Source organism: Rhodococcus sp. AW25M09 (assembly GCF_000333955.1).
GTDB lineage: Bacteria > Actinomycetota > Actinomycetes > Mycobacteriales > Mycobacteriaceae > Rhodococcoides.
In genome coordinates, this window is sequence record NZ_CAPS01000096.1 from 1 (window position 1) to 18,210 (window position 18,210).

General features: G+C 65.5%; 18 protein-coding genes. 7 read left to right on the plus strand and 11 right to left on the minus strand.

The window, feature by feature from the left end:
- Positions 1-262: 262 nt before the first annotated feature.
- Genes RHODMAR_RS19035 through RHODMAR_RS19050 form a run of 4 tightly spaced genes read left to right on the plus strand, consistent with a single transcriptional unit; the run spans position 263 to position 3,604 of the window.
- Positions 263-1,039: an alpha/beta hydrolase gene (locus RHODMAR_RS19035; protein WP_042939890.1), complete on the plus strand. Its 777-nt coding sequence runs from the start codon at positions 263-265 to the stop codon at positions 1,037-1,039.
- Positions 1,040-1,381 carry an MGMT family protein gene (locus tag RHODMAR_RS19040; RefSeq protein ID WP_008717687.1) on the plus strand — a complete coding sequence of 114 codons (342 nt, stop codon included), beginning with the start codon at positions 1,040-1,042 and terminating at the stop codon, positions 1,379-1,381.
- Positions 1,378-1,824: a PaaI family thioesterase gene (locus tag RHODMAR_RS19045; RefSeq protein WP_008717690.1), complete on the plus strand. Its 447-nt coding sequence runs from the start codon at positions 1,378-1,380 to the stop codon at positions 1,822-1,824. The genes RHODMAR_RS19040 and RHODMAR_RS19045 overlap by 4 nt, the downstream gene beginning before the upstream one ends.
- 16 nt (positions 1,825-1,840) lie before the next feature.
- The gene (locus RHODMAR_RS19050; protein WP_042939883.1) at positions 1,841-3,604 is read left to right on the plus strand and encodes an NTP transferase domain-containing protein; all 1,764 of its coding nucleotides are present in this window, start codon (positions 1,841-1,843) and stop codon (positions 3,602-3,604) included.
- Here RHODMAR_RS19050 and RHODMAR_RS19055 read toward each other — a convergent pair.
- The 6 genes from RHODMAR_RS19055 to RHODMAR_RS19080 all read right to left on the minus strand — a co-directional run bounded on the left by RHODMAR_RS19055 (position 3,561) and on the right by RHODMAR_RS19080 (position 10,076).
- Complete coding sequence (locus RHODMAR_RS19055; protein WP_008717693.1) at positions 3,561-4,289, minus strand: sirohydrochlorin chelatase; 729 nt, start codon at positions 4,287-4,289, stop codon at positions 3,561-3,563. The two genes, RHODMAR_RS19050 and RHODMAR_RS19055, sit on opposite strands and share 44 nt — an antisense overlap.
- The gene (locus RHODMAR_RS19060; protein ID WP_008717694.1) at positions 4,289-5,494 is read right to left on the minus strand and encodes a uroporphyrinogen-III synthase; all 1,206 of its coding nucleotides are present in this window, start codon (positions 5,492-5,494) and stop codon (positions 4,289-4,291) included. Before RHODMAR_RS19060 ends, RHODMAR_RS19055 begins: the two co-directional genes overlap by 1 nt.
- The gene (gene nirD / locus RHODMAR_RS19065) at positions 5,491-5,868 is read right to left on the minus strand and encodes a nitrite reductase small subunit NirD (protein WP_008717696.1); all 378 of its coding nucleotides are present in this window, start codon (positions 5,866-5,868) and stop codon (positions 5,491-5,493) included. The genes RHODMAR_RS19060 and nirD overlap by 4 nt, the downstream gene beginning before the upstream one ends.
- Positions 5,869-5,989: 121 nt before the next feature.
- Positions 5,990-8,482: a nitrite reductase large subunit NirB gene (nirB, locus tag RHODMAR_RS19070; RefSeq protein WP_008717698.1), complete on the minus strand. Its 2,493-nt coding sequence runs from the start codon at positions 8,480-8,482 to the stop codon at positions 5,990-5,992.
- On the minus strand, positions 8,479-8,709 hold the full coding sequence (locus tag RHODMAR_RS19075; protein ID WP_042939884.1) for a hypothetical protein: 231 nt from the start codon (positions 8,707-8,709) through the stop codon (positions 8,479-8,481). Before RHODMAR_RS19075 ends, nirB begins: the two co-directional genes overlap by 4 nt.
- Positions 8,710-8,834: 125 nt before the next feature.
- Positions 8,835-10,076 (minus strand): MFS transporter, encoded by a 1,242-nt coding sequence (locus tag RHODMAR_RS19080; protein WP_008717701.1) that lies wholly within the window; start codon positions 10,074-10,076, stop codon positions 8,835-8,837.
- An 81-nt stretch (positions 10,077-10,157) separates the two neighbouring features.
- Between RHODMAR_RS19080 and RHODMAR_RS19085 the strand changes: the two genes are divergently transcribed.
- On the plus strand, positions 10,158-10,847 hold the full coding sequence (locus RHODMAR_RS19085; RefSeq protein WP_008717704.1) for a FadR/GntR family transcriptional regulator: 690 nt from the start codon (positions 10,158-10,160) through the stop codon (positions 10,845-10,847).
- Here the strand turns inward: RHODMAR_RS19085 and RHODMAR_RS19090 are convergent.
- The 3 genes from RHODMAR_RS19090 to RHODMAR_RS19100 form a co-directional block, all read right to left on the minus strand.
- Positions 10,837-11,691, minus strand: a complete 855-nt coding sequence (locus tag RHODMAR_RS19090; RefSeq protein ID WP_042939894.1) for a TIGR02569 family protein — start codon at positions 11,689-11,691, stop codon at positions 10,837-10,839. The two genes, RHODMAR_RS19085 and RHODMAR_RS19090, sit on opposite strands and share 11 nt — an antisense overlap.
- Positions 11,692-11,751: 60 nt before the next feature.
- On the minus strand, positions 11,752-12,918 hold the full coding sequence (moeZ, locus tag RHODMAR_RS19095; RefSeq protein WP_008717707.1) for an adenylyltransferase/sulfurtransferase MoeZ: 1,167 nt from the start codon (positions 12,916-12,918) through the stop codon (positions 11,752-11,754).
- Between the two features lie 92 nt (positions 12,919-13,010).
- Complete coding sequence (locus RHODMAR_RS19100; RefSeq protein WP_008717709.1) at positions 13,011-14,090, minus strand: DUF3152 domain-containing protein; 1,080 nt, start codon at positions 14,088-14,090, stop codon at positions 13,011-13,013.
- A 300-nt stretch (positions 14,091-14,390) separates the two neighbouring features.
- Between RHODMAR_RS19100 and RHODMAR_RS19105 the strand changes: the two genes are divergently transcribed.
- Positions 14,391-15,044, plus strand: a complete 654-nt coding sequence (locus RHODMAR_RS19105; protein WP_008717711.1) for a TetR/AcrR family transcriptional regulator — start codon at positions 14,391-14,393, stop codon at positions 15,042-15,044.
- A gap of 76 nt (positions 15,045-15,120) precedes the next feature.
- Here RHODMAR_RS19105 and RHODMAR_RS19110 read toward each other — a convergent pair whose 3' ends face one another.
- Together RHODMAR_RS19110 and RHODMAR_RS19115 are read right to left on the minus strand one after the other, a co-directional pair.
- Positions 15,121-15,348 carry a DUF3107 domain-containing protein gene (locus tag RHODMAR_RS19110; RefSeq protein ID WP_008717713.1) on the minus strand — a complete coding sequence of 76 codons (228 nt, stop codon included), beginning with the start codon at positions 15,346-15,348 and terminating at the stop codon, positions 15,121-15,123.
- A gap of 108 nt (positions 15,349-15,456) precedes the next feature.
- A complete protein-coding gene (locus tag RHODMAR_RS19115) occupies positions 15,457-16,236 on the minus strand; it encodes a ferritin-like fold-containing protein (RefSeq protein WP_008717715.1) in 780 nt (259 codons plus the stop codon).
- Positions 16,237-16,680: 444 nt separating this feature from the next.
- Between RHODMAR_RS19115 and RHODMAR_RS19120 the strand changes: the two genes are divergently transcribed.
- A complete protein-coding gene (locus RHODMAR_RS19120) occupies positions 16,681-18,204 on the plus strand; it encodes a DEAD/DEAH box helicase (protein ID WP_008717717.1) in 1,524 nt (507 codons plus the stop codon).
- Positions 18,205-18,210: the final 6 nt, after the last annotated feature.

Here is an 18,210-nt window from a genome sequence, read left to right on the forward strand (position 1 = left end):
TCGGGGTGCGCCCTGCGCCGCGTCGGCCGCCGAATCCGGACGGGCTGACAACAGCCCAGCAGCCGCACCGGTCCAGGTGCGCGGAGCCCGAGCCACCTTGGGCGCACGGACGAGGGTCACCGTCGCGCCGTGTCTGCTGTCCGTGCTCATGACTACAGATGCAATCACGGACCACCGACAACGACGGCCGTGGCAGCGAGGACGCCGCCGACCGGCCCGGTCGAACCGGGCAGAGTGTGGAACATACGGCATAGTGGTCTGCGTGCCCGAATTGAATCTGCATACGTTCGGACCGGTGGACGGTCCAGAAATTCTCGCTGTCCACGGCGTCACCGGCCACGGTGCCCGCTGGTGGGATCTCGCCGAGAATCACCTACCCGAGGCCAGGATCCTGGCACCCGATCTGATCGGCCACGGGCATTCCCCGTCCACGCCGCCCTGGGATCAGGACGCACAGGTCGACGGCCTGAAGTCCGTGCTCGATGCCCATGCACGTGGCCCGGTGGTAGTGCTCGGGCACTCGTACGGTGGCGCGTTGGCGGTGCACCTCGCGCAACGGTTCCCCGAGGCGGTGCGAGCCTTGGTGCTGCTCGATCCCGCAATCGCGTTGCCGCCGGAGGAACTGCTCGAGGTCGCCGAAGCGACCGCCAAATCCCCCGATTACACCGATGCCGACGAGGCGCGATCGGAAAAGATCCATGGAGCGTGGGCGGATGTACCCACCGAACTGCTCGACCGCGAGGTCGCCGACCACCTGATTCCGGCCGACGGCGGGAAGGTCGCATGGCGGATGTCGATTCCTGCCATCGTCGCCACGTGGGGCGAGCTGGCGCGCCCGCTGGTGGTGCCGGCCGAGAGCGTCCCGACCATCGTCGTACGAGCCATGCGTGTCGAACCTCCCTATGTCACAGAAGAATTCCTGTCGGCCCTGCGAGACAAGCTCGGCGACAACCTGCGCACCGTCGAACTGGACTGCGATCACATGGTCGGCCAGGCCAAGCCGGTCGAGGTGGCCGAGCTGGTGCGATCCGTGCTCTAGATGGCCCCGATCACCGAAACCCAGGTCGAGCGCGTCCGCGCCTTGGTGGCGTCCATTCCTGCGGGATTCGTGGCCACCTACGGAGACATCGCGGCCGCTGCGGATCTGTCCAGTGCGCGCATCGTCGGCTGGATCATGCGCACCGACTCTGCCGATCTGCCGTGGCATCGGGTGCTCGGAGCCAGTGGCAGGCCCGCCGCACACCTGGCCACTCGGCAACTCGAGACGCTGCGCAGCGAAGGGGTGGCGATCCACGACGGCCGAGTGCCGCTGAACTCCATTCGATTCGACTTCGGGTCGCTCTCGTCGCCGTCCGAACCGACCACTAATCTCGGAGAATGAACATCGGAGACGGGCTCGGGCAGTTCGATCCACGCCCCACGGCGAAGTTCGCCCTGTCCAAGGCGAGTACCTTCGTCGCCTCGGCCGGTCTCGTCGTCGACGAGGTCTCGGGCACCCGGGTTGCCGGACATATCGACCTGACGGACGATCACTTCACCCCGTGGGGCGTCGTACACGGCGGGGTCTACACCACCGCCGTCGAGAGCGCCGCCAGCATCGGTGCCAGCGAAGCGGTCAAGGATCGCGGTGAATTCGCAGTCGGAGTGCACAACGGCACAGACTTCCTGCGCGCCAGCAAAGGCGGACGCGTCGATGTCGTCGCAGAACCGTTGCAGCAGGGCCGTGTTCAGCAACTCTGGCTGGTCACTATCACCGCCTCCGACAGCGGTAAGACCATTGCACGCGGCCAGGTTCGGCTGCAGAACGTGCCCCTGCCGACATGACCGAGCTCGCAACGTGATGCAGCCGGTCTGCGATGCGATCGTCCTTGCCGGCGGTCGCGGATCGAGAATGGTCGATCCCGTGCACTCACCTACGTCGAACGAGATCGACAAGCCGGCTCTGACCGTCGGCGGCCGACGAATGGTCGACATCGCCCTGGACGCGGTATCGAGTTGCCGCCGAACGGTTCTGGTGGGTCCGGCACGAGACGGAGTGCCCGAGCACGTCACGCAGACTCGCGAGTCCCCTGCGGGCGGTGGGCCCGTGGCTGCCCTCGCCGCTGCACTCGAATGTCTCGACGACACAGCAGATCTGATCGCGGTCGTCGCGTCGGACATCCCGCTTCTCGACTCCGCCGCGCTCGCGTCCTTGATCGAGTTCATGGCCAACTCCCGAACAGATGCGGTCTTTGCGCAGGACAATGCGGGACGCACGCAATTCCTGCTGGGAGTCTGGCGGCAGACTGCGCTGCGATCCGCTGTGGCACAGCTGGATTCAGCAGAGGGTGCACCGATGCGGAGGATTGTTCCGATCGATCACCTGGTCGTCGCGATGCCCGGTATCGAAGACTGCGATACCCCGGCTGATCTACTCGCCGCTCGCCTGGCCACACAACCGTCGCAGACACTCGAGGTCGCCGATGCACTGGAGCGCATTCGAAACCGCGTCACTGCCCTGCCGATCCGTCGGGTTCGGTTGCCGGACAGTGCCGGAACCGTTCTCGCTGAACCTCTCGTGGCCGGGACAGCTCTGCCTGCCGTCGACATTTCCGCCATGGACGGTTACGCCGTCTGCGGCACCGAACCGTGGACGCTGCGGCCCGACATCGCGTACGCGGGAAGTGCCGACATCCCTCGACTTTCCGAAGGAACGGCGGTGCGCATCGCGACCGGTGCCGCGGTTCCGTCCGGGGCAGCATCGGTGGTGCGTGACGAGCGAATGTCCCATGGCCCGGACGGGATGTTGCGTCGACTGCCATCGGCAGCGCAGACCGACGACACACGGCGGCGCGGCGAGGATTGGTTGCCGGGAACCGAACTGGTCGCCGTCGGCACCCCGGTCGATGTGGCGGTGCGCTCGCTCGCCGCGAGCGCAGAAGTTCTCGACGTGGATGTACGCGGCCCGGTTCACGGCCGAATAGTGATCAGTGGCACAGAAATTCGATCGACAGGACCACTCGCCCCAGGTGAGACCCGAGATGTTCTCGGGTCGGTGCTGCCGGAGTATCTGGCGCACTGCGGCATTGCGGTCGTCGACGTGACCCTGCTCGACGATTCGGCACCGGAATTTCGGAACGTTTTGACGAGCACGCAGGACGTGGACATCGTCATCGTCGTCGGTGCCACCGGTGGCGGCGCCGCCGACCAGCTGCGCTCCACGCTGGCTGCACTCGATGCCGACTCCATCGTCGGACGAATGCGTGTCCGTCCCGGCGGTTCTCAGATCACCGCGGTACTGCCCGACGGCACGGTGGTTCTCGGCTTACCCGGCAACCCCCTGGCCGCGGTCAGTACGGCACTGCTCACAGCACCCGCGATCGTCGACGCTCTGACGGGTAGATCGGTGCGCCCACCGCAGATGGGCTTGTTGTCCAATGCCGCTGCCGTTCGATCCCCGGTCCCTCGCATAGTCCCCGTCACCAGCGATGGGACACGCTGGCGAGCCGATACCGACGTCCGCACCGCACATCTGGCCCATCTCGTCGGCCGTGATGCACTGGCACTGGTCCCGGCCGAGATCAGTGGGGACGAGCCGGTGACAATTCTTCCGCTGCCTCGCTGAATTCTCCACCGAGGGATCGAACGCCCTCGCGGTAGCGGGCAACCACCAGATCGACGATCGAGGGATGCACTCCGAGGGGATCACCGACCCCCTCGGCACCTGCGCCGGCCAGGCGGTTGTGAAAGAGCCCGCGTGCCAACAGATACGACGCCACGAATATTCGAGCGTGTCCCTCTGCCCGTAGAGCCGACACCGCGTCGGGCACCGTCGGGGTGCTGGTGGCGACGTACCCGATCTGCACCGGTACCCCAGCTGTGTCGGCCAGCATTGCCGCCGCGCGGCGGTGTTCCTCGCGAGCGCGAGGGTCGGAGGACCCAGCGGCGGCGAGCACGATGGAATCGCCTGGATGCCACCCTTCCTGGCGCAGGCGATCGAGCATGACGCGGGCGAGTACGGGGTCCGGTCCCAGGGCACGGGTGACCGTGACCGACGGGTGAGCACTGTCGGCGATTTCTCGCGGTACATCGGTGTGAACGTGAAAGCCCGATGCCAGGAAGGCCGGAACGACGACAGCCGACTCGGGGGTATCGCGCAGCACCTCGGCCGGGGACGGCCCGAGTACATCGACGAACGCGACACGAGTGGTGCCGATCTGCATCGAGACTGCGTCGGCGAGGGCGGCGATCATCTCCACACCACGAGGGTTTCGGGTGCCGTGTGCGACCAGCACCAGCGTCGGAGTCATCAGTACTTTCCCCCTTCGACGACGGCCACCTGCGCGGCCGACACTTCGGAATCGCACTCAGGCTCGGTCTCGACGTGATCGAGTGCGATGCGGTAGCCGCGCTTGACCACGGTCTGGATTGCTTTCGGAGCGCCCAGTGAGGACCGCAGCCTGGTCATTGCGGTCTCCACTGCATGGGTGTCGCCGCCACCGCCCGGCAACGACGCCAGCAGGGCCTCGCGGGAGACGACGCGTCCGGGAGTGCGGGCCAGTGTCTTCATCAACGCCATGCCTGCCGGAGACACCGGCCGTACCTCGCCGTCGACCACCACACACCTGCCGCGCACGCTGACCACGTGACCGCCTGCATGCAGCCGACCGGTTCGCCGCGGCAATTCCTCGACGATGTGCCGCGCCAGTGCGCCCAAGCGTGCCCGCGCAGGCTGGGTGGTGGCCACGTTCAATTGTTCGAGGGGCGCGGCAGTGACCGGCCCGACGCAGACCGGCAGCACGCGCGATCGCATCGACTGCAGCAGTGGTTCGAGCACGCCGTTCTCGTCGGCACGCATCAGCATCGACGCCACCGCAGGCGCGGAGGTGAAGCTCAGTGCGTCGAGATCGCCGATGATCACCGATTCGATCATCCGGTCCATCGGACCCTGGTCGTCAGGGGCAGTCCAGCGATACACCGGCACCGGGACCACTTCTGCTCCGGCGCAGCGCAGCACCTCGCAGAAGTCCGGGACCGGCTCCCACTCGGTGGTCGCGCCGTGCAGTTGCACCGCGATGCGCTTGCCCTCGATCCCCTCGGCCAGGAGGTGTTCGAGTACTTCCGCGGAGGACTCGGAGGCAGGCGACCATTCCTCGCGTAGGTCCGCTGCCCGGATGGCCCCTTTCGCCTTGGGACCGCGAGCGAGCAACCGGGAGGCGCCGAGCGCGCGACCGAGTTCTTCTGCTCGCCCCCACCCGTCCGCCGCCTCGATCCAGCCACGAAAGCCGATTCCGGTTGTCGCAACTGTAATTTCGGGTGGATCGGCAATGACGGCGGCAGTGACGCGTTCCAACTCCGCATCGTCGGCGAGCGGAATGATGCGGATCGCGGGGGCATGCATGACGGTGGCACCCCGCCGCTCGAGCAGAGTCGCGAACTCCTCGGCTCGGCGAGAGGCGGTGATACCGACGGTGAACCCGGCCAGGGGCGTTCCGGCCCCGGCGATTTCGCTCACGTAGTGCCGCCGCGGACGAGCACGAGACCGTCCGCACAGGAAATCTCGAAGGATCCGAGGCTCACCTCCGGATCGTCGAGACAGCGTCCGTCGACAAGTGAGAAGACCTGCTTGAGCAACGGGGATGCGACGGTGGGTTCGCCCCCACGATCGCCCACCAGGCCTCGGGACATCACGGCTGCGCGCCCGTAGGGGTCGACGTTGCCCACCGCGAACAGCCGTCCGTCGTCGAGCAGAAACAGCGCCGCCTGAGCACCACCTCGCAGGAGCACCGCAACTCCGCGACCTGGAATCAGCGCATCGAGTGTGCAGGCCGGGGTCCAATCACGCGCAGTGGCGTTCGGTAGCGCGGTGTGTGAGTCGATGACAGTCATGGCGTACCTCCTGGTCAGCTATTCCACGTTGTGTGTGTTTCTGGACCGTTAAGTCGCGATTACTCACCTGTGCACATGCACTCGATCTCGCGCCCGCCCTCGTGTGAGCTCCTTCGCCGACTCAGCCGCCGACACCGGGCATCCCCATCAGCACGGGCACCTTACGAGGGCCGGACTCGTCGAACGAGATGGTCGGGTCGGCTTCGCTCGGGGCGTTGACGAACGAGACGAACCGACCGAGCTTCTCTTCGTCTTCGAGCACCCCGGCCCATTCGTCCTTGTAGCCGGCAACGTGGCGCGCCATATCGGCTTCGAGCTCTGCGCCGATGCCGAGACTGTCCTCGCACACCACGGCTTCGAGGTGAGCGAGTCCCCCGTCGAGCGAATCGAGCCACGGCGCGGTGCGTTGCAGCCGGTCTGCGGTACGCACATAGAACATCAGGTAGCGGTCGATATAGCTCACCAGCGTGGCGTCGTCGAGATTGGACGCGAGCAACTGGGCATGCTTGGGCGACTGCCCGCCGTTACCGCCGACGTACAGGTTCCATCCTCCCTCGGTCGCGATGATTCCGACGTCCTTACCGCGGGCCTCGGCGCATTCACGCGCACAGCCCGAGACACCGAACTTGATCTTGTGCGGCGACCGGAGTCCGCGGTAGCGGTTCTCCAGGTCGACGGCCATCCCCACCGAATCCTGGACGCCGTATCGGCACCAGCTGGACCCGACGCAACTCTTGACCGTGCGTAGCGACTTCCCGTACGCCTGACCCGATTCCATCCCGGCGTCGACCAGACGCTTCCAGATGGCCGGCAGCTGCTCGACGCGGGCCCCGAACATGTCGATGCGCTGCCCTCCGGTGACCTTGGTGTACAGCCCGAAGTCGCGGGCGACCTCGCCGATGACGATGAGCTGCTCGGGCGTGCACTCACCACCCGGCATGCGTGGTACCACCGAGTACGTGCCGTTCTTCTGGATGTTCGCCAGGAAATGATCGTTGGTGTCCTGCAACGATGCCTGCTCGCCGTCGAGGATGTGGTCCGAGGACGTGGACGCGAGGATCGACGCCACAACCGGCTTGCAGATGTCGCACCCGGTTCCGGTGCCGTATTTGGCGATCAGCGAGGAAAAAGTACGCGTGTTCGTGGCGCGAACGATCTCGAACAGCTCCGCCCGCGACTGTGAGAAGTGCTCGCACAACGACTTCGAGAGCACCACGCCGGATGCGGCCAGCAGCGACTTGATCGAGGGCAAGCAACCGCCGCAGGTGGTACCCGCGGAGGTGCAGCTCTTCACAGCGGCCACATCGCAGGCCCCATCGCCGATTGCCGAGCAGATGGCACCCTTGCTCACACCGTTGCACGAACAGATCTCGGCGTCGTCCGGAAGCGCACCGATGCCGACCTGTTCGGCTGCCGGTGAGATCAGCGCGCCGGGGTCGCCGGGCAATTCCCTTCCGACGAGCGGCCGAAGCAGCGCGTACGCAGACGCGTCCCCCACCAGAATTCCGCCGAGCAGTATTGTCGCGTCGTCGGTCACCACGAGCTTGGCGTACGTGCCCTTGAAGGCGTCGCTGAACACCACCTCTAGCGCGCCCGGCGTGGCCGCCATCGCGTCGCCGAAGCTCGCAACGTCGACACCCATGAGCTTGAGCTTGGTGGACATGTCCGCACCCGGGAATTGCGCTGGGCCGCCGAGCAATCGATCGGCCACCACCTCTGCCGTCGAGTATCCGGGAGCGACCAGGCCGTAACACCGACCCTCGACTGCGGCGCATTCACCGATCGCGTAGACGGCGGGATCGGAAGTACTGCAGCCGATGTCGACCATGATGCCCCCGCGCTCACCGACCTCGAGGCCGCTCTCACGGGCGAGCCGATCCTGCGGTCGGACTCCTGCAGAGAACACCAGCAGCGCCGCGTCGATCGTGCTGCCGTCGCTCAATTCGACCGTCAGACCGCCGGCGTTCTCGACGATCGACGACGTGCCCACTCCGACATGGACATTCAACCCGAGCGCGGTGACCAGACGAGCCAGCAGCGCGCCGCCGCCCTCGTCCACCTGCAGCGGCATCAGCCGCGGGGCGAACTCGATGACGTGGGGCGTCATACCCATCTTCTTCAGCGCATTCGCCGCTTCGAGACCGAGCAGGCCACCACCGACGACGACACCCACTGCACCGGGCCCTGCCGCATCGGCCCGGGCGCGGATCTTGTCCAGATCGTCGAGAGTGCGATAGACGAAACAGCCCGGCAGGTCGTGTCCGGTGATCGGTGGCACGAACGGATAGGAGCCGGTGGCAAGAACGAGCGCGTCGTATTCGACCGTGTCGCCTGCGGAGGTGACGACGGTGCGGTGGTCGCGGTCTATCCGATCGGCTCGCACTCCCGTGCGCATCTCGACGAGTGCATCACCGGGATAGTCGTTGCCTGCCAAAGCCAGTTCTCGGTGGTCCCAGGCCCCGACGTAGGACGACAAACCCACCCGGTCGTACGCCGGCAGTGCCTCCTCGCAGAGAACCGTGACCTTCCACTCGGCCGCCTCGTCACGCGCACGTAACGCCTCGACGAACCGGTGTCCGACCATTCCGTGACCTACCACTACCGCGTTCTTCATTGCGGGTCCTTCCGAATCGGCGTTGCCGTGAAGAGTGTCTCGATTGCGCCTGTGACAGGCCCTCTGACGGCTGCCCGGACGTCGGCGGCGTCGTACTCGAGCAGCCGAATCGCCCGCTCGACGAAGGCGCGATCGACGAAAGCACAGACGAGGAACACCCAGAACGCCGTCGTCGCCGACTTCGCGGTGGCGGCATCTGCCGAAGCGCGACGACGAAGATTGCTCACGTACGGCCTCCTGATCGGTGTATGCACCGAAGATAGGAAAGCCATGTTGCCGACGCGCTGCGTGCGGTGACTCGGAAGATTAACTCGGTCTCACGGGGCCGCGAGCGCCGGCGTGAGATACCGCGTCACCAGGTATCTTCGAGCATCCTCGGTCGGCAGGACAGGAATCCTCCGACGAGCAGAATTGCCACGCATCCGGTCAACAGAACCAGCGGGAGTCCCCAGCCACCGGACTCCGCGTGCAACACCCCGAACAGGATCGGACCGGTCGAGGACACCACGTAGCCGAGCCCCTGGGTGAAGCCGGACAGCGAGGACGATCCGACCGCGGTACGAGTCCTGAGGTTGATCAGCGTCAGCGACATCGGGAAGGTCATCGTGCCGAGCCCGACGAGACACACCCACACCACGGTCCCGGCCGTCGGAGACCAGTGCAGACCCGCAAAGCCGCAGAGGTAGCACACCGCCGCGACCACCACGATGCCGTACGGATTGCGAACCCGCGCGCACAGCGTCGGAGTAGCCAGGGACGTGATCAATCCCATCGCCCCGAAGGCCGCGACCGACGCACCGGCCAGCGCTTCGCCGATGCCTGCGTCGATCAACAGCGTCGGCAGCCAGGTGAGCATCGAATAGGTGATCAACGACGTCATGGCGAACATCGTGACCATCCCCCACGCCAGTGAGGACCGTTGTATCCGGCCGCCGGACTCCACGTGAACCGCGGCCGAACCCGACTCGGCCGAGACGTCTTTCTCGTCGCGGCCGCGTCGGGCCACCACCACACCGAGCCACGGCAGCGCGGCGGCAAGGCCGACGACGGCCCAGATGCCGATGGACACGCGCCAACCGTGTGCGTTGGCGACGGGGACGGCCAGCAGAGGCGGCACCATGGTGCTGACCTGCATGACGCAGATGTAGATGGTGCTGACCACGGCCAGGCGATCGGAGAAGTACCGCTTCACCAACGGCGGGATGACGACGTTGCCGATGCCCATGCCGGCGAGAGCAATGGCGGACAGCGCGAGCAACGACGCGGTGTTCGGCGCAAACGCGCGGGTGGCCATACCGAGGGTGGTCAGCGTCATGGCCAGCAGGGCGGCCCGCTCGAGCCCGGTGCGCTTGGCGAGAAACGGAGTGGTCAGACCGAAGATGGCGAACATCGCAGGGGGCAACATGCCGACGAAGCCGATCACCGTGGAACCGAACTGCAAATCGGTGCCGATCCTGCCGAACAGCGGGCTGATCGAGGTCACGGCGGCGCGCAGCGTCATGGCGGACAGAACGATCGCGGAGAACACCAGGATTCGCCCACGGAGGAGCGAAGTACCGACGAAGCGGGTATCGGGAACGGTGGACGCACTCACCGCGCAATCATAGGATGACCGGATCATTAGTTGCAAAGCCTTACTATCGACGGCGCAACGTTCCCAGCCCAAGGAGTCCACGTGCGGAATGTCCAGCGATCGAGCTTGATCAGCCAGGTCACCGCTGCGCTGCGCGACGAGATCACGTCGCAGCGATGGCCGGTGGGCACGCGCATCCCCACCGAACCAGAACTGTGCGAGATCACCGGCACCGGACGCAACACCGTGCGCGAAGCTGTGCAGGCGCTCGTCCACGCGGGAATGGTCGAACGCAGACAGGGCTCGGGCACATTCGTCCTGACCAGCTCGAACCTCGGTGGAACCCTGGGCAGATACTTCTCGGACGCGCACCATCGCGATGTGACGGAGCTGCGGGAGACACTGGAGGTCACCGCCGCGGCACTTGCCGCCGACCGGCGTGACGAACACGACATCCGGGAAATGCTGGACGCGCTCGAACAGCGCAATACGGCCTGGTCGGACGACACCGAATTGGCCGATGCAGTGCGCCTCGACGCGCGCCTGCATCGCAGCATCGTGGCCGCCAGCCACAACGCTATCTATCTCGAATTCTACGATTCACTACTTCCGGTGATCCACCACACGATGGAGGACCACGTCGTCGTACACAACGAGGAATACCTCGCAGAGCACATTGCACTCGTCCACGCGGTCATCGACGGTGACGCCTCACGCGCAGCCGATGCCGCTCGATCACTGTTCCACGAACTGTCCCAAGCACCTTCTCGCGCACCGGAACTCACAGAATGAGGCGCACCAGGTCTGCGGTGCGTGCCAGCCCCGGGAAGGCCTCCGACGTCGATCTCGGATGGAGCGCATGAACGGCAAGACGAAAAATCAACGCGCGCAGTAACATCTGCGGCCACTCCGGCAGATCGTCCCAGCGGCCGACCAGACCGTCGTCGGCGTCGCCCCAGGACAACGCGTCGACCACAGCCACTCCGGCAGCCCACGACGCAGGACGCCAGTACGGCGTGATGTCGCTGATGCCGGGTGCGTCGCTGCCCGAGAACAACACCGTCCCGAACAGATCGCCGTGCACCAACTGATCCGGAGACTCGACCGGCTTACGCAGTGTCGCAAGTTGTTTGACCAATTCGAGGCTGGTCTTGCCATCACTCGACAACGGTTCGGGGGCACCTGCACCGCGCGCCGTCCGAAGTGGGACGGCCTCCCACGCCGCTCTGTCCGCCGCGACGAACACATCCACATCGGCCCACGGTGCCACGGGAGGCTGCACGAGAAAACGAGGTCGCTCGAGCTGCGCCGTCGCTGCATGCAACCGCATCGACAACGAGACCACCTCGTCGTGACGAGGCTCGGGTTCGCCGGCGACGAACGTGTCTGCGCGCCAGCCCGACACGACGTACCGGCCATCGGTGGAGCGCACGGGACGAGCGAGCCGAACCCCGTCCACCGACAATGTCTCGCGCACCTTGGCCGACCAGGCGGCGCGGGCATGGTCGGCCACCGGAGACAGAACGACATCACCCAGACGCCACCCGCCGTCCCAGTCCGCACCGAGAGGCGAGGGGTCGACGTCGCGCAGCCCGAACGTAGAGATCACGTGCTGAGGAGGTTCGACAGAGCTCACGAATGCCACGGTACCGCCGATCGCGGCGGCACTGCGGAGGACGCGCACAGTCGCGCCGCATCAGTAGATGGGCATACCAGGGTCGATCTGCTTGGCCCACTCCACAATTCCGCCCTGCAGATGGGAGGCGTCGGAAAAACCGGCACCGACTACTGCGGCTAGCACTTCCGCGGACCTGACGCCGGTTTTGCAATAGAGGACGATCGGGACGTCTTGCGGTAGATCGGCCATGGCCGCCCCGGAGAGAATTCGATCCTTCGGAATCAGGCGCGCGCCGTCGATGCGAACGATGTCCCACTCCACCGGTTCACGCACGTCGATCAGAGCAACCCCGGTGCCGGAATCCAGCATCGTTCGTAGCTGCCCGGGAGTGATCGCCGCGTCATCGGATTCGGCCGGCGGAACAACTCCGCAGAATGCCTCGTAGTCGATCAGCTCGGTGATCGGAATTCGGTGCGGATCGCGGGTCAGCCCCACTGTCCGATAGCTCATTGCCAAGGCGTCGTAGATCATCAGTCGGCCCAACAGCGTCTCGCCGATTCCGGTGATCAGCTTGATGGCCTCGGTCACCATGATCGACCCGATCGAGGCACACAGAACCCCCAGCACTCCTCCCTCTGCGCACGAGGGAACCATGCCAGGCGGCGGAGCCTCGGGATACAGGTCGCGATAGTTGACGCCCACTCCGCCCGGTGCTCCGTCCCAGAACACCGAAACCTGGCCCTCGAATCGATAGATCGAACCCCACACGTACGGGATGCCCACCAAAGCGGCCGCATCGTTGACGAGGTATCGGGTGGCGAAGTTGTCGGTACCGTCGAGCACGAGATCGTAGTGCTCGAACAGTTCGAGCGCGTTCGAGGAGTCGAGGCGAACACGATGCAGCGTGACCTCGACGCCGTCGTTGAGTTCGAGAATCGAATCTCTGGCGCTGTCGGCTTTGGAGCGACCGACATCGGACCTTCCGTGAATGATCTGCCGTTGCAGATTGGACAGTTCGACATCGTCGAATTCCACTATTCCCAGGGTGCCGACGCCCGCGGCCGCGAGATAGAGCAAGGCGGGTGATCCGAGTCCCCCGGCACCCACGACGAGCACCCGGGCATTGCGTAGCCGCTTCTGACCCTCGGTCCCCACGCTGGGGATGATCAGATGACGGCTGTACCGGGCAACGTCGTCGGGCGTCAGTTCGCCTGCGGGTTCGACCAGCGGAGGTAGGTGGACCACGACGCAGCGACGCTCCTCGACTCGACAAAGCGATCGGTGACCCGATGCGCCGCCTTCGAATCTAATCCCCAGCTAGTCCGAAACCCAGCCGATCACCCTCGCGGGTAGGGCCACGGATTGAAACGGCACGTCTTGCCGTCCATGGGCACGACACCCTCCGGATCCAATCGCGCGATGTCGTCGTTGGACGTGCCGAACGTCTGCTGCATCATCACCGGAGCGAGCCCACCTTCGGTCTCGCACGGCTGATGCTGCTGGTAGCCGATCGCGTGGCCCACCTCGTGATTGATCTGGTACTGGCGGTACGAGCCGATGTCGCCCTGGAACGAAATCGCCCCGCGCACCCATCTCGGCTCGTTCAGGACGACTCGCTCGATCCCCGGGTTGTAGCAGGAGACCTCGAGTTGAATGTCGTAACCGCACGCCTGCCGGATCGACATCTGCGACGTCAGAGAAATCCTGAAGTCGGGGTCGCCCTGATCGATTCGCCGAAACGCGAATCGAGGGTCGTTCGTCCAACTCTTGGGATTGGCGAGTGTCTGATCGACCAGCCTGCCGAAGGACTCGTCGCCGCCGAAACCGACCGTGTCCACCCCGTCCTCGACCTCGACGGTATACGTGAACACCCGCTCGGTCCCCTGGCCCACCTGCTCGGTGGCACCGGGCACCGTGTGCCACGTATTTGCACCCTGGACCGCGAACGGACCACCGTCCGGTAGTTCACCCGACGACATCGACGACGCAAAATTGCCGTCGGCCTGTGGCGGCACACCGATGATCCCGGTGCCCGACGTCGTATCGGCGCTCAGGGCACCGAAACCGGGATCGGCATCGGCGCTCTGTGCGGCCGTACCGGCAATGGGCTCACCGGTGCGCACGGCGTCGAAGACGACGAGACCGGTGACCACGATCAGAATCGGCACCGCGTAGGCCCGCCAGCCGTACGTCGACGCGAACTTGCCCAACTTGCTTTGCTTGCGTACGTCACGGTCGGGCCGAGGACTACGTTGCTTGACCTCGCGCTGCGTCGGGTCCCATTGCGCGCGGAGGGGTTGATGCGACCCGCGACTGCCCACAGTGCGCGGAAAGTCGTCCGACCGATCGTCGTACTCTTCGTCGACGTCGCCCGACTGCACACCTCCGCGGATACGCGGCCCGCCTCGGTCAGTCACTCGAACACGATCTCACAATCCTCAGCGCCCGCTGCTCGGCACGCCGAGACCGGGAATGGAACTATCGGGTTTTCGGTACGGAAACATCCTACAAACAAACCACGCGATCTGATTCGTTATCGGCACATCTCACCGGCGATCCCCCAGGATCCCGGTAGTGCCGACGGCCACGAGTATCGTTGCCCGTGATCTGCGCTACGGACGATCCGAACCGACGGCCACCCGCCGAAAGTTCACGGCGGATCGCTCGAGGTCGAACCAAGACGAGCGCAGTTGTCGACGCGGATGGGACAAGAATTGATGACAGATCTCGACGACCGGAGGTCCTCGGACCGGCCGGCCACTCCCGGCAATCGGCGCAGCGCACGGCTGCCGCGCGATGCCCGTCGGGCGCAACTGCTCGCCGCTGCGAGCGAAATATTCGTGACCCGCGGATATCACGCATCCGGAATGGATGAGATCGCAGAATGCGCGGGCGTCAGCAAGCCGGTCCTGTACCAGCACTTCCCCGGGAAACTCGACCTCTATCTCGCGGTACTGCAGAGCTACGTCGACACCTTGATCGCCGGCGTCCGTCAAGCCCTGCGTTCGACCACCGACAACCGACAGCGTGTGCGCGCCGCTGTGCTGGCGTTCTACGACTTCGTCGATACCGACACACAGGGCTTTCGCTTGGTGTTCGAGTCGGATCTGATGGGCGATCCGCAGGTCAACGCACGCGTCGAGCAGGCAACCGAAGCATGCGTCGACGCAGTCTTCGATCTGGTCGCTCACGACTCGGGACTCGATCCGTATCGAGCCCGCGTGCTGGCCGTCGGCCTGGTAGGCGCAAGCCAGTTCACCGCGCGGTACTGGCTCGAAGCCGATCGGCCGATTTCCAAGGAAGACGCAGTCGACACCACCGTGTCGTTGGCCTGGGGCGGTCTGTCGCACGTTCCTCTGCAGTCGCCGTAGACGAGACTGCTCCTCGAACGCCACACGCCCCTCACTCGATTCGAGTGAGGGGCGTGTGCTGCGTTTCCCGGCCGTCTCAGGCGGTCGCGAATCCGACCTTCCGAGAATCGGACGGACCGATCTCGACGTACGACACCTTGGCGGCCTGGATCAAGAACTTGCGTCCCTTCTCGTCCTCCAACGACAGCACTCCGTCCTTTCCGGCGAAGGCGGTCGATACGAGCGCTTCGACCTCGGCCGGGGACTGCGTGCTGTTCACGACGAGCTCACGGGAACTCTCCGAAACACCGATCTTGACCTCCACGGTCAACCTCCGAACTCTCGACAACTCTGCTCACGCCAGGCTAGTGCAGCGGGCTCGACCCGAACGCCCGACGCCCTGTGCTGTCAGCGAACACCGCTATCGGGTAAGTCAGTCCAGGCCGAGCGAGGACATGCGTTCCGCGTGCTGTTCCTGCATTCGATCGAACAAGGCAACGACCCCGTTGAGATCGCCCGAAGCGGAAATGACGAGATCGGTCAACGACTCTCGTTGGGCGAGCACGAATTGCGCCTGGGTGATGGCTTCGCCGAGCAGACGGCGACCCCACAGCATCAGTCGCGCTTTTTCCTGCGAGCTCGCCCGCACCCGGTCCGATACTTCGTGAACCACGAATTCCGAGTGTCCCGTCTCGGCGAGCACGTCGCGCACGATCTCCGCGACATCGGGATCGAGGCTGTGCGCGATCTGCCGGTAGAAGTCGGCTGCGATCCCGTCGCCCACGTAGGCCTTGACCAGGGACTCCAACCAGGTGGACGGCGTCGTCGACGCATGGTATTCGTCGAGCGCACGCTCGAACGGGGCCATCGCCGCGTACACGTCGAGCCCACGGTCCGACAGGGCGCGCTCGAGGGTCTCGAAATGGCTCATCTCCGCTGCCGCCATGCTGGCCAGGGCCACACGCCCCTCCATGGACGGAGCCATTCGGGCATCCTCGGCCAGACGGTAGAAAGCCGAGATCTCGCCGTACGCGAGGACGGCGAACAAATCCGGGACTCCGGGGTGATCGTGCGCGATCGCCGGTTCTGTTCGGTCGCGGGACGGACTCCACTCGTCCTGCGCCGACCCGTTCGGATCAGCCGAACCCTCCGCCCCGACGAACGTGGTGGATGCGGCTACGGACGACGACGGCTCCGACGAGTGGGCTCCCATGGCTGGCAATCGTAGTCCCGTGCGCGATACCCCGTCGCAGCACGCGTAGTGAGGTGCCGTGACCGGCCGACGATGGATAATTCGGTTCGGCAAGCTACCATGGTGTTCGATCGTCGCTCGCGGACCGATGGAACGGACCGAAGGAACACGCGATGATCATCGATAATGTGTGCGCACCTGATCCGGGTCGCCTCGACAGCTTCGCCGCAGCGGACATCACAGTCCGTGGCCGCGCTGAGGCTGGCGGCGACATCACATCGGATTGAGGGCATCGACTTCGGCCGGCAATAGGCCTGTGCCCTTCTCTCGTGCGCACGTTCGACCACGAGGAAGGCCAGTCCCCTGAGCAAGATTGTCATCGACCAAGAATCCGAGACCGGCGATACGACGCTGTCGGCGCAACTGGACGACACCCACGTACCTCCCACCTTCGCCGAACTGAACGTGGACGCTTCCATCGTTCGTGCGCTCTCCGAAATGGGAATCGAGCGCACCTTCGCCATCCAGGAGTTGACGCTGCCGCTCGCTATCGCGGGCGACGACCTCATCGGTCAGGCGCGCACCGGAATGGGCAAGACCTTCGGCTTCGGTGTGCCGCTGCTGCACCGACTTGCCACGGACAACTCCGGCACGACCCCACTCGACGGCACGCCACGTGCCCTGATAATCGTGCCGACCCGCGAACTGTGCGTCCAGGTCAGCTCCGATCTCGAAAACGCCTCGAAGTACCTCAGCGGTGCGAACGGCCCGGTCAAGGTGCTCTCCATCTACGGCGGTCGCCCGTACGAGGCGCAGATCAGCGCACTGCAGAACGGCGTCGACGTCGTCGTCGGCACTCCCGGCCGACTGCTCGACCTCGCCAAGCAGAACCATCTGATCCTCGGCAAGGTCGGCGTGCTGGTTCTCGACGAGGCCGACGAGATGCTCGACCTCGGATTCCTACCCGACATCGAACGCATCCTCGGCATGGTCCCCGACAAACGCCAGACAATGCTGTTCTCGGCAACGATGCCGGGGCCGATCATCACGCTGGCCCGCACGTTCCTGACGCAGCCGACGCACATCCGCGCCGAAGAGGCCGAGTCCTCCGCGGTGCACGACCGCACCGCCCAGCACGTCTACCGGGCGCACGCACTGGACAAAGTCGAGATGGTGGCCAAGGTCCTCAAGGCCGACGGACGTGGCGCAACGATGGTGTTCACCCGCACCAAGCGCACCGCTCAGAAGGTCGCTGACGAACTCGCCGAGCGCGGCTACTCGGTGGGTGCCGTGCACGGTGATCTCGGCCAGGTGCAGCGCGAGAAGGCCCTCAAGGCCTTCCGCACCGGCAAGATCGACGTGCTGGTAGCGACCGACGTCGCTGCCCGCGGCATCGACATCGACGACGTCACGCACGTCATCAACTATCAGTGCCCCGAGGACGAGAAGACCTACGTGCACCGTATCGGCCGCACCGGCCGGGCCGGACGTACCGGGATCGCCGTCACCCTCGTCGATTGGGACGACATCCCTCGCTGGCAGCTGATCGACAAGGCACTCGATCTGGGTATGCCGGACCCGGTCGAGACCTACTCGAGCTCGCCGCACCTGTTCACCGACCTGGGTATCGCCACCGACGCCACCGGCACGCTGCGCAAGGAGCCGTCTCGCGCTCCCGCCAAGTCGGCCGAGGACAACACGGCGAGCGTCGACGCACCCGCAGCCGATGCGTCGTCGACGAACAAGCCGCGCCGCTCCCGCAGTCGTCGTCGCACCCGCGCGGGTCAGGACGGCCAGACCGGTGCCGGCTCCGCCGACTCGGCGTCCGATTCCGCACCCGGCGCTACGACGGTTGCCACAGAATCGAACGCAGCAGATTCGACGTCGGCCGACACGGCCACCAAGACCGCTCCCCGCCGCCGCAGGCGTCGCCGCTCCAGTGGATCGTCGGCCGATGCCGGACCGTCGACTGCGAGCGCCTCGGAGTAGTCCCCC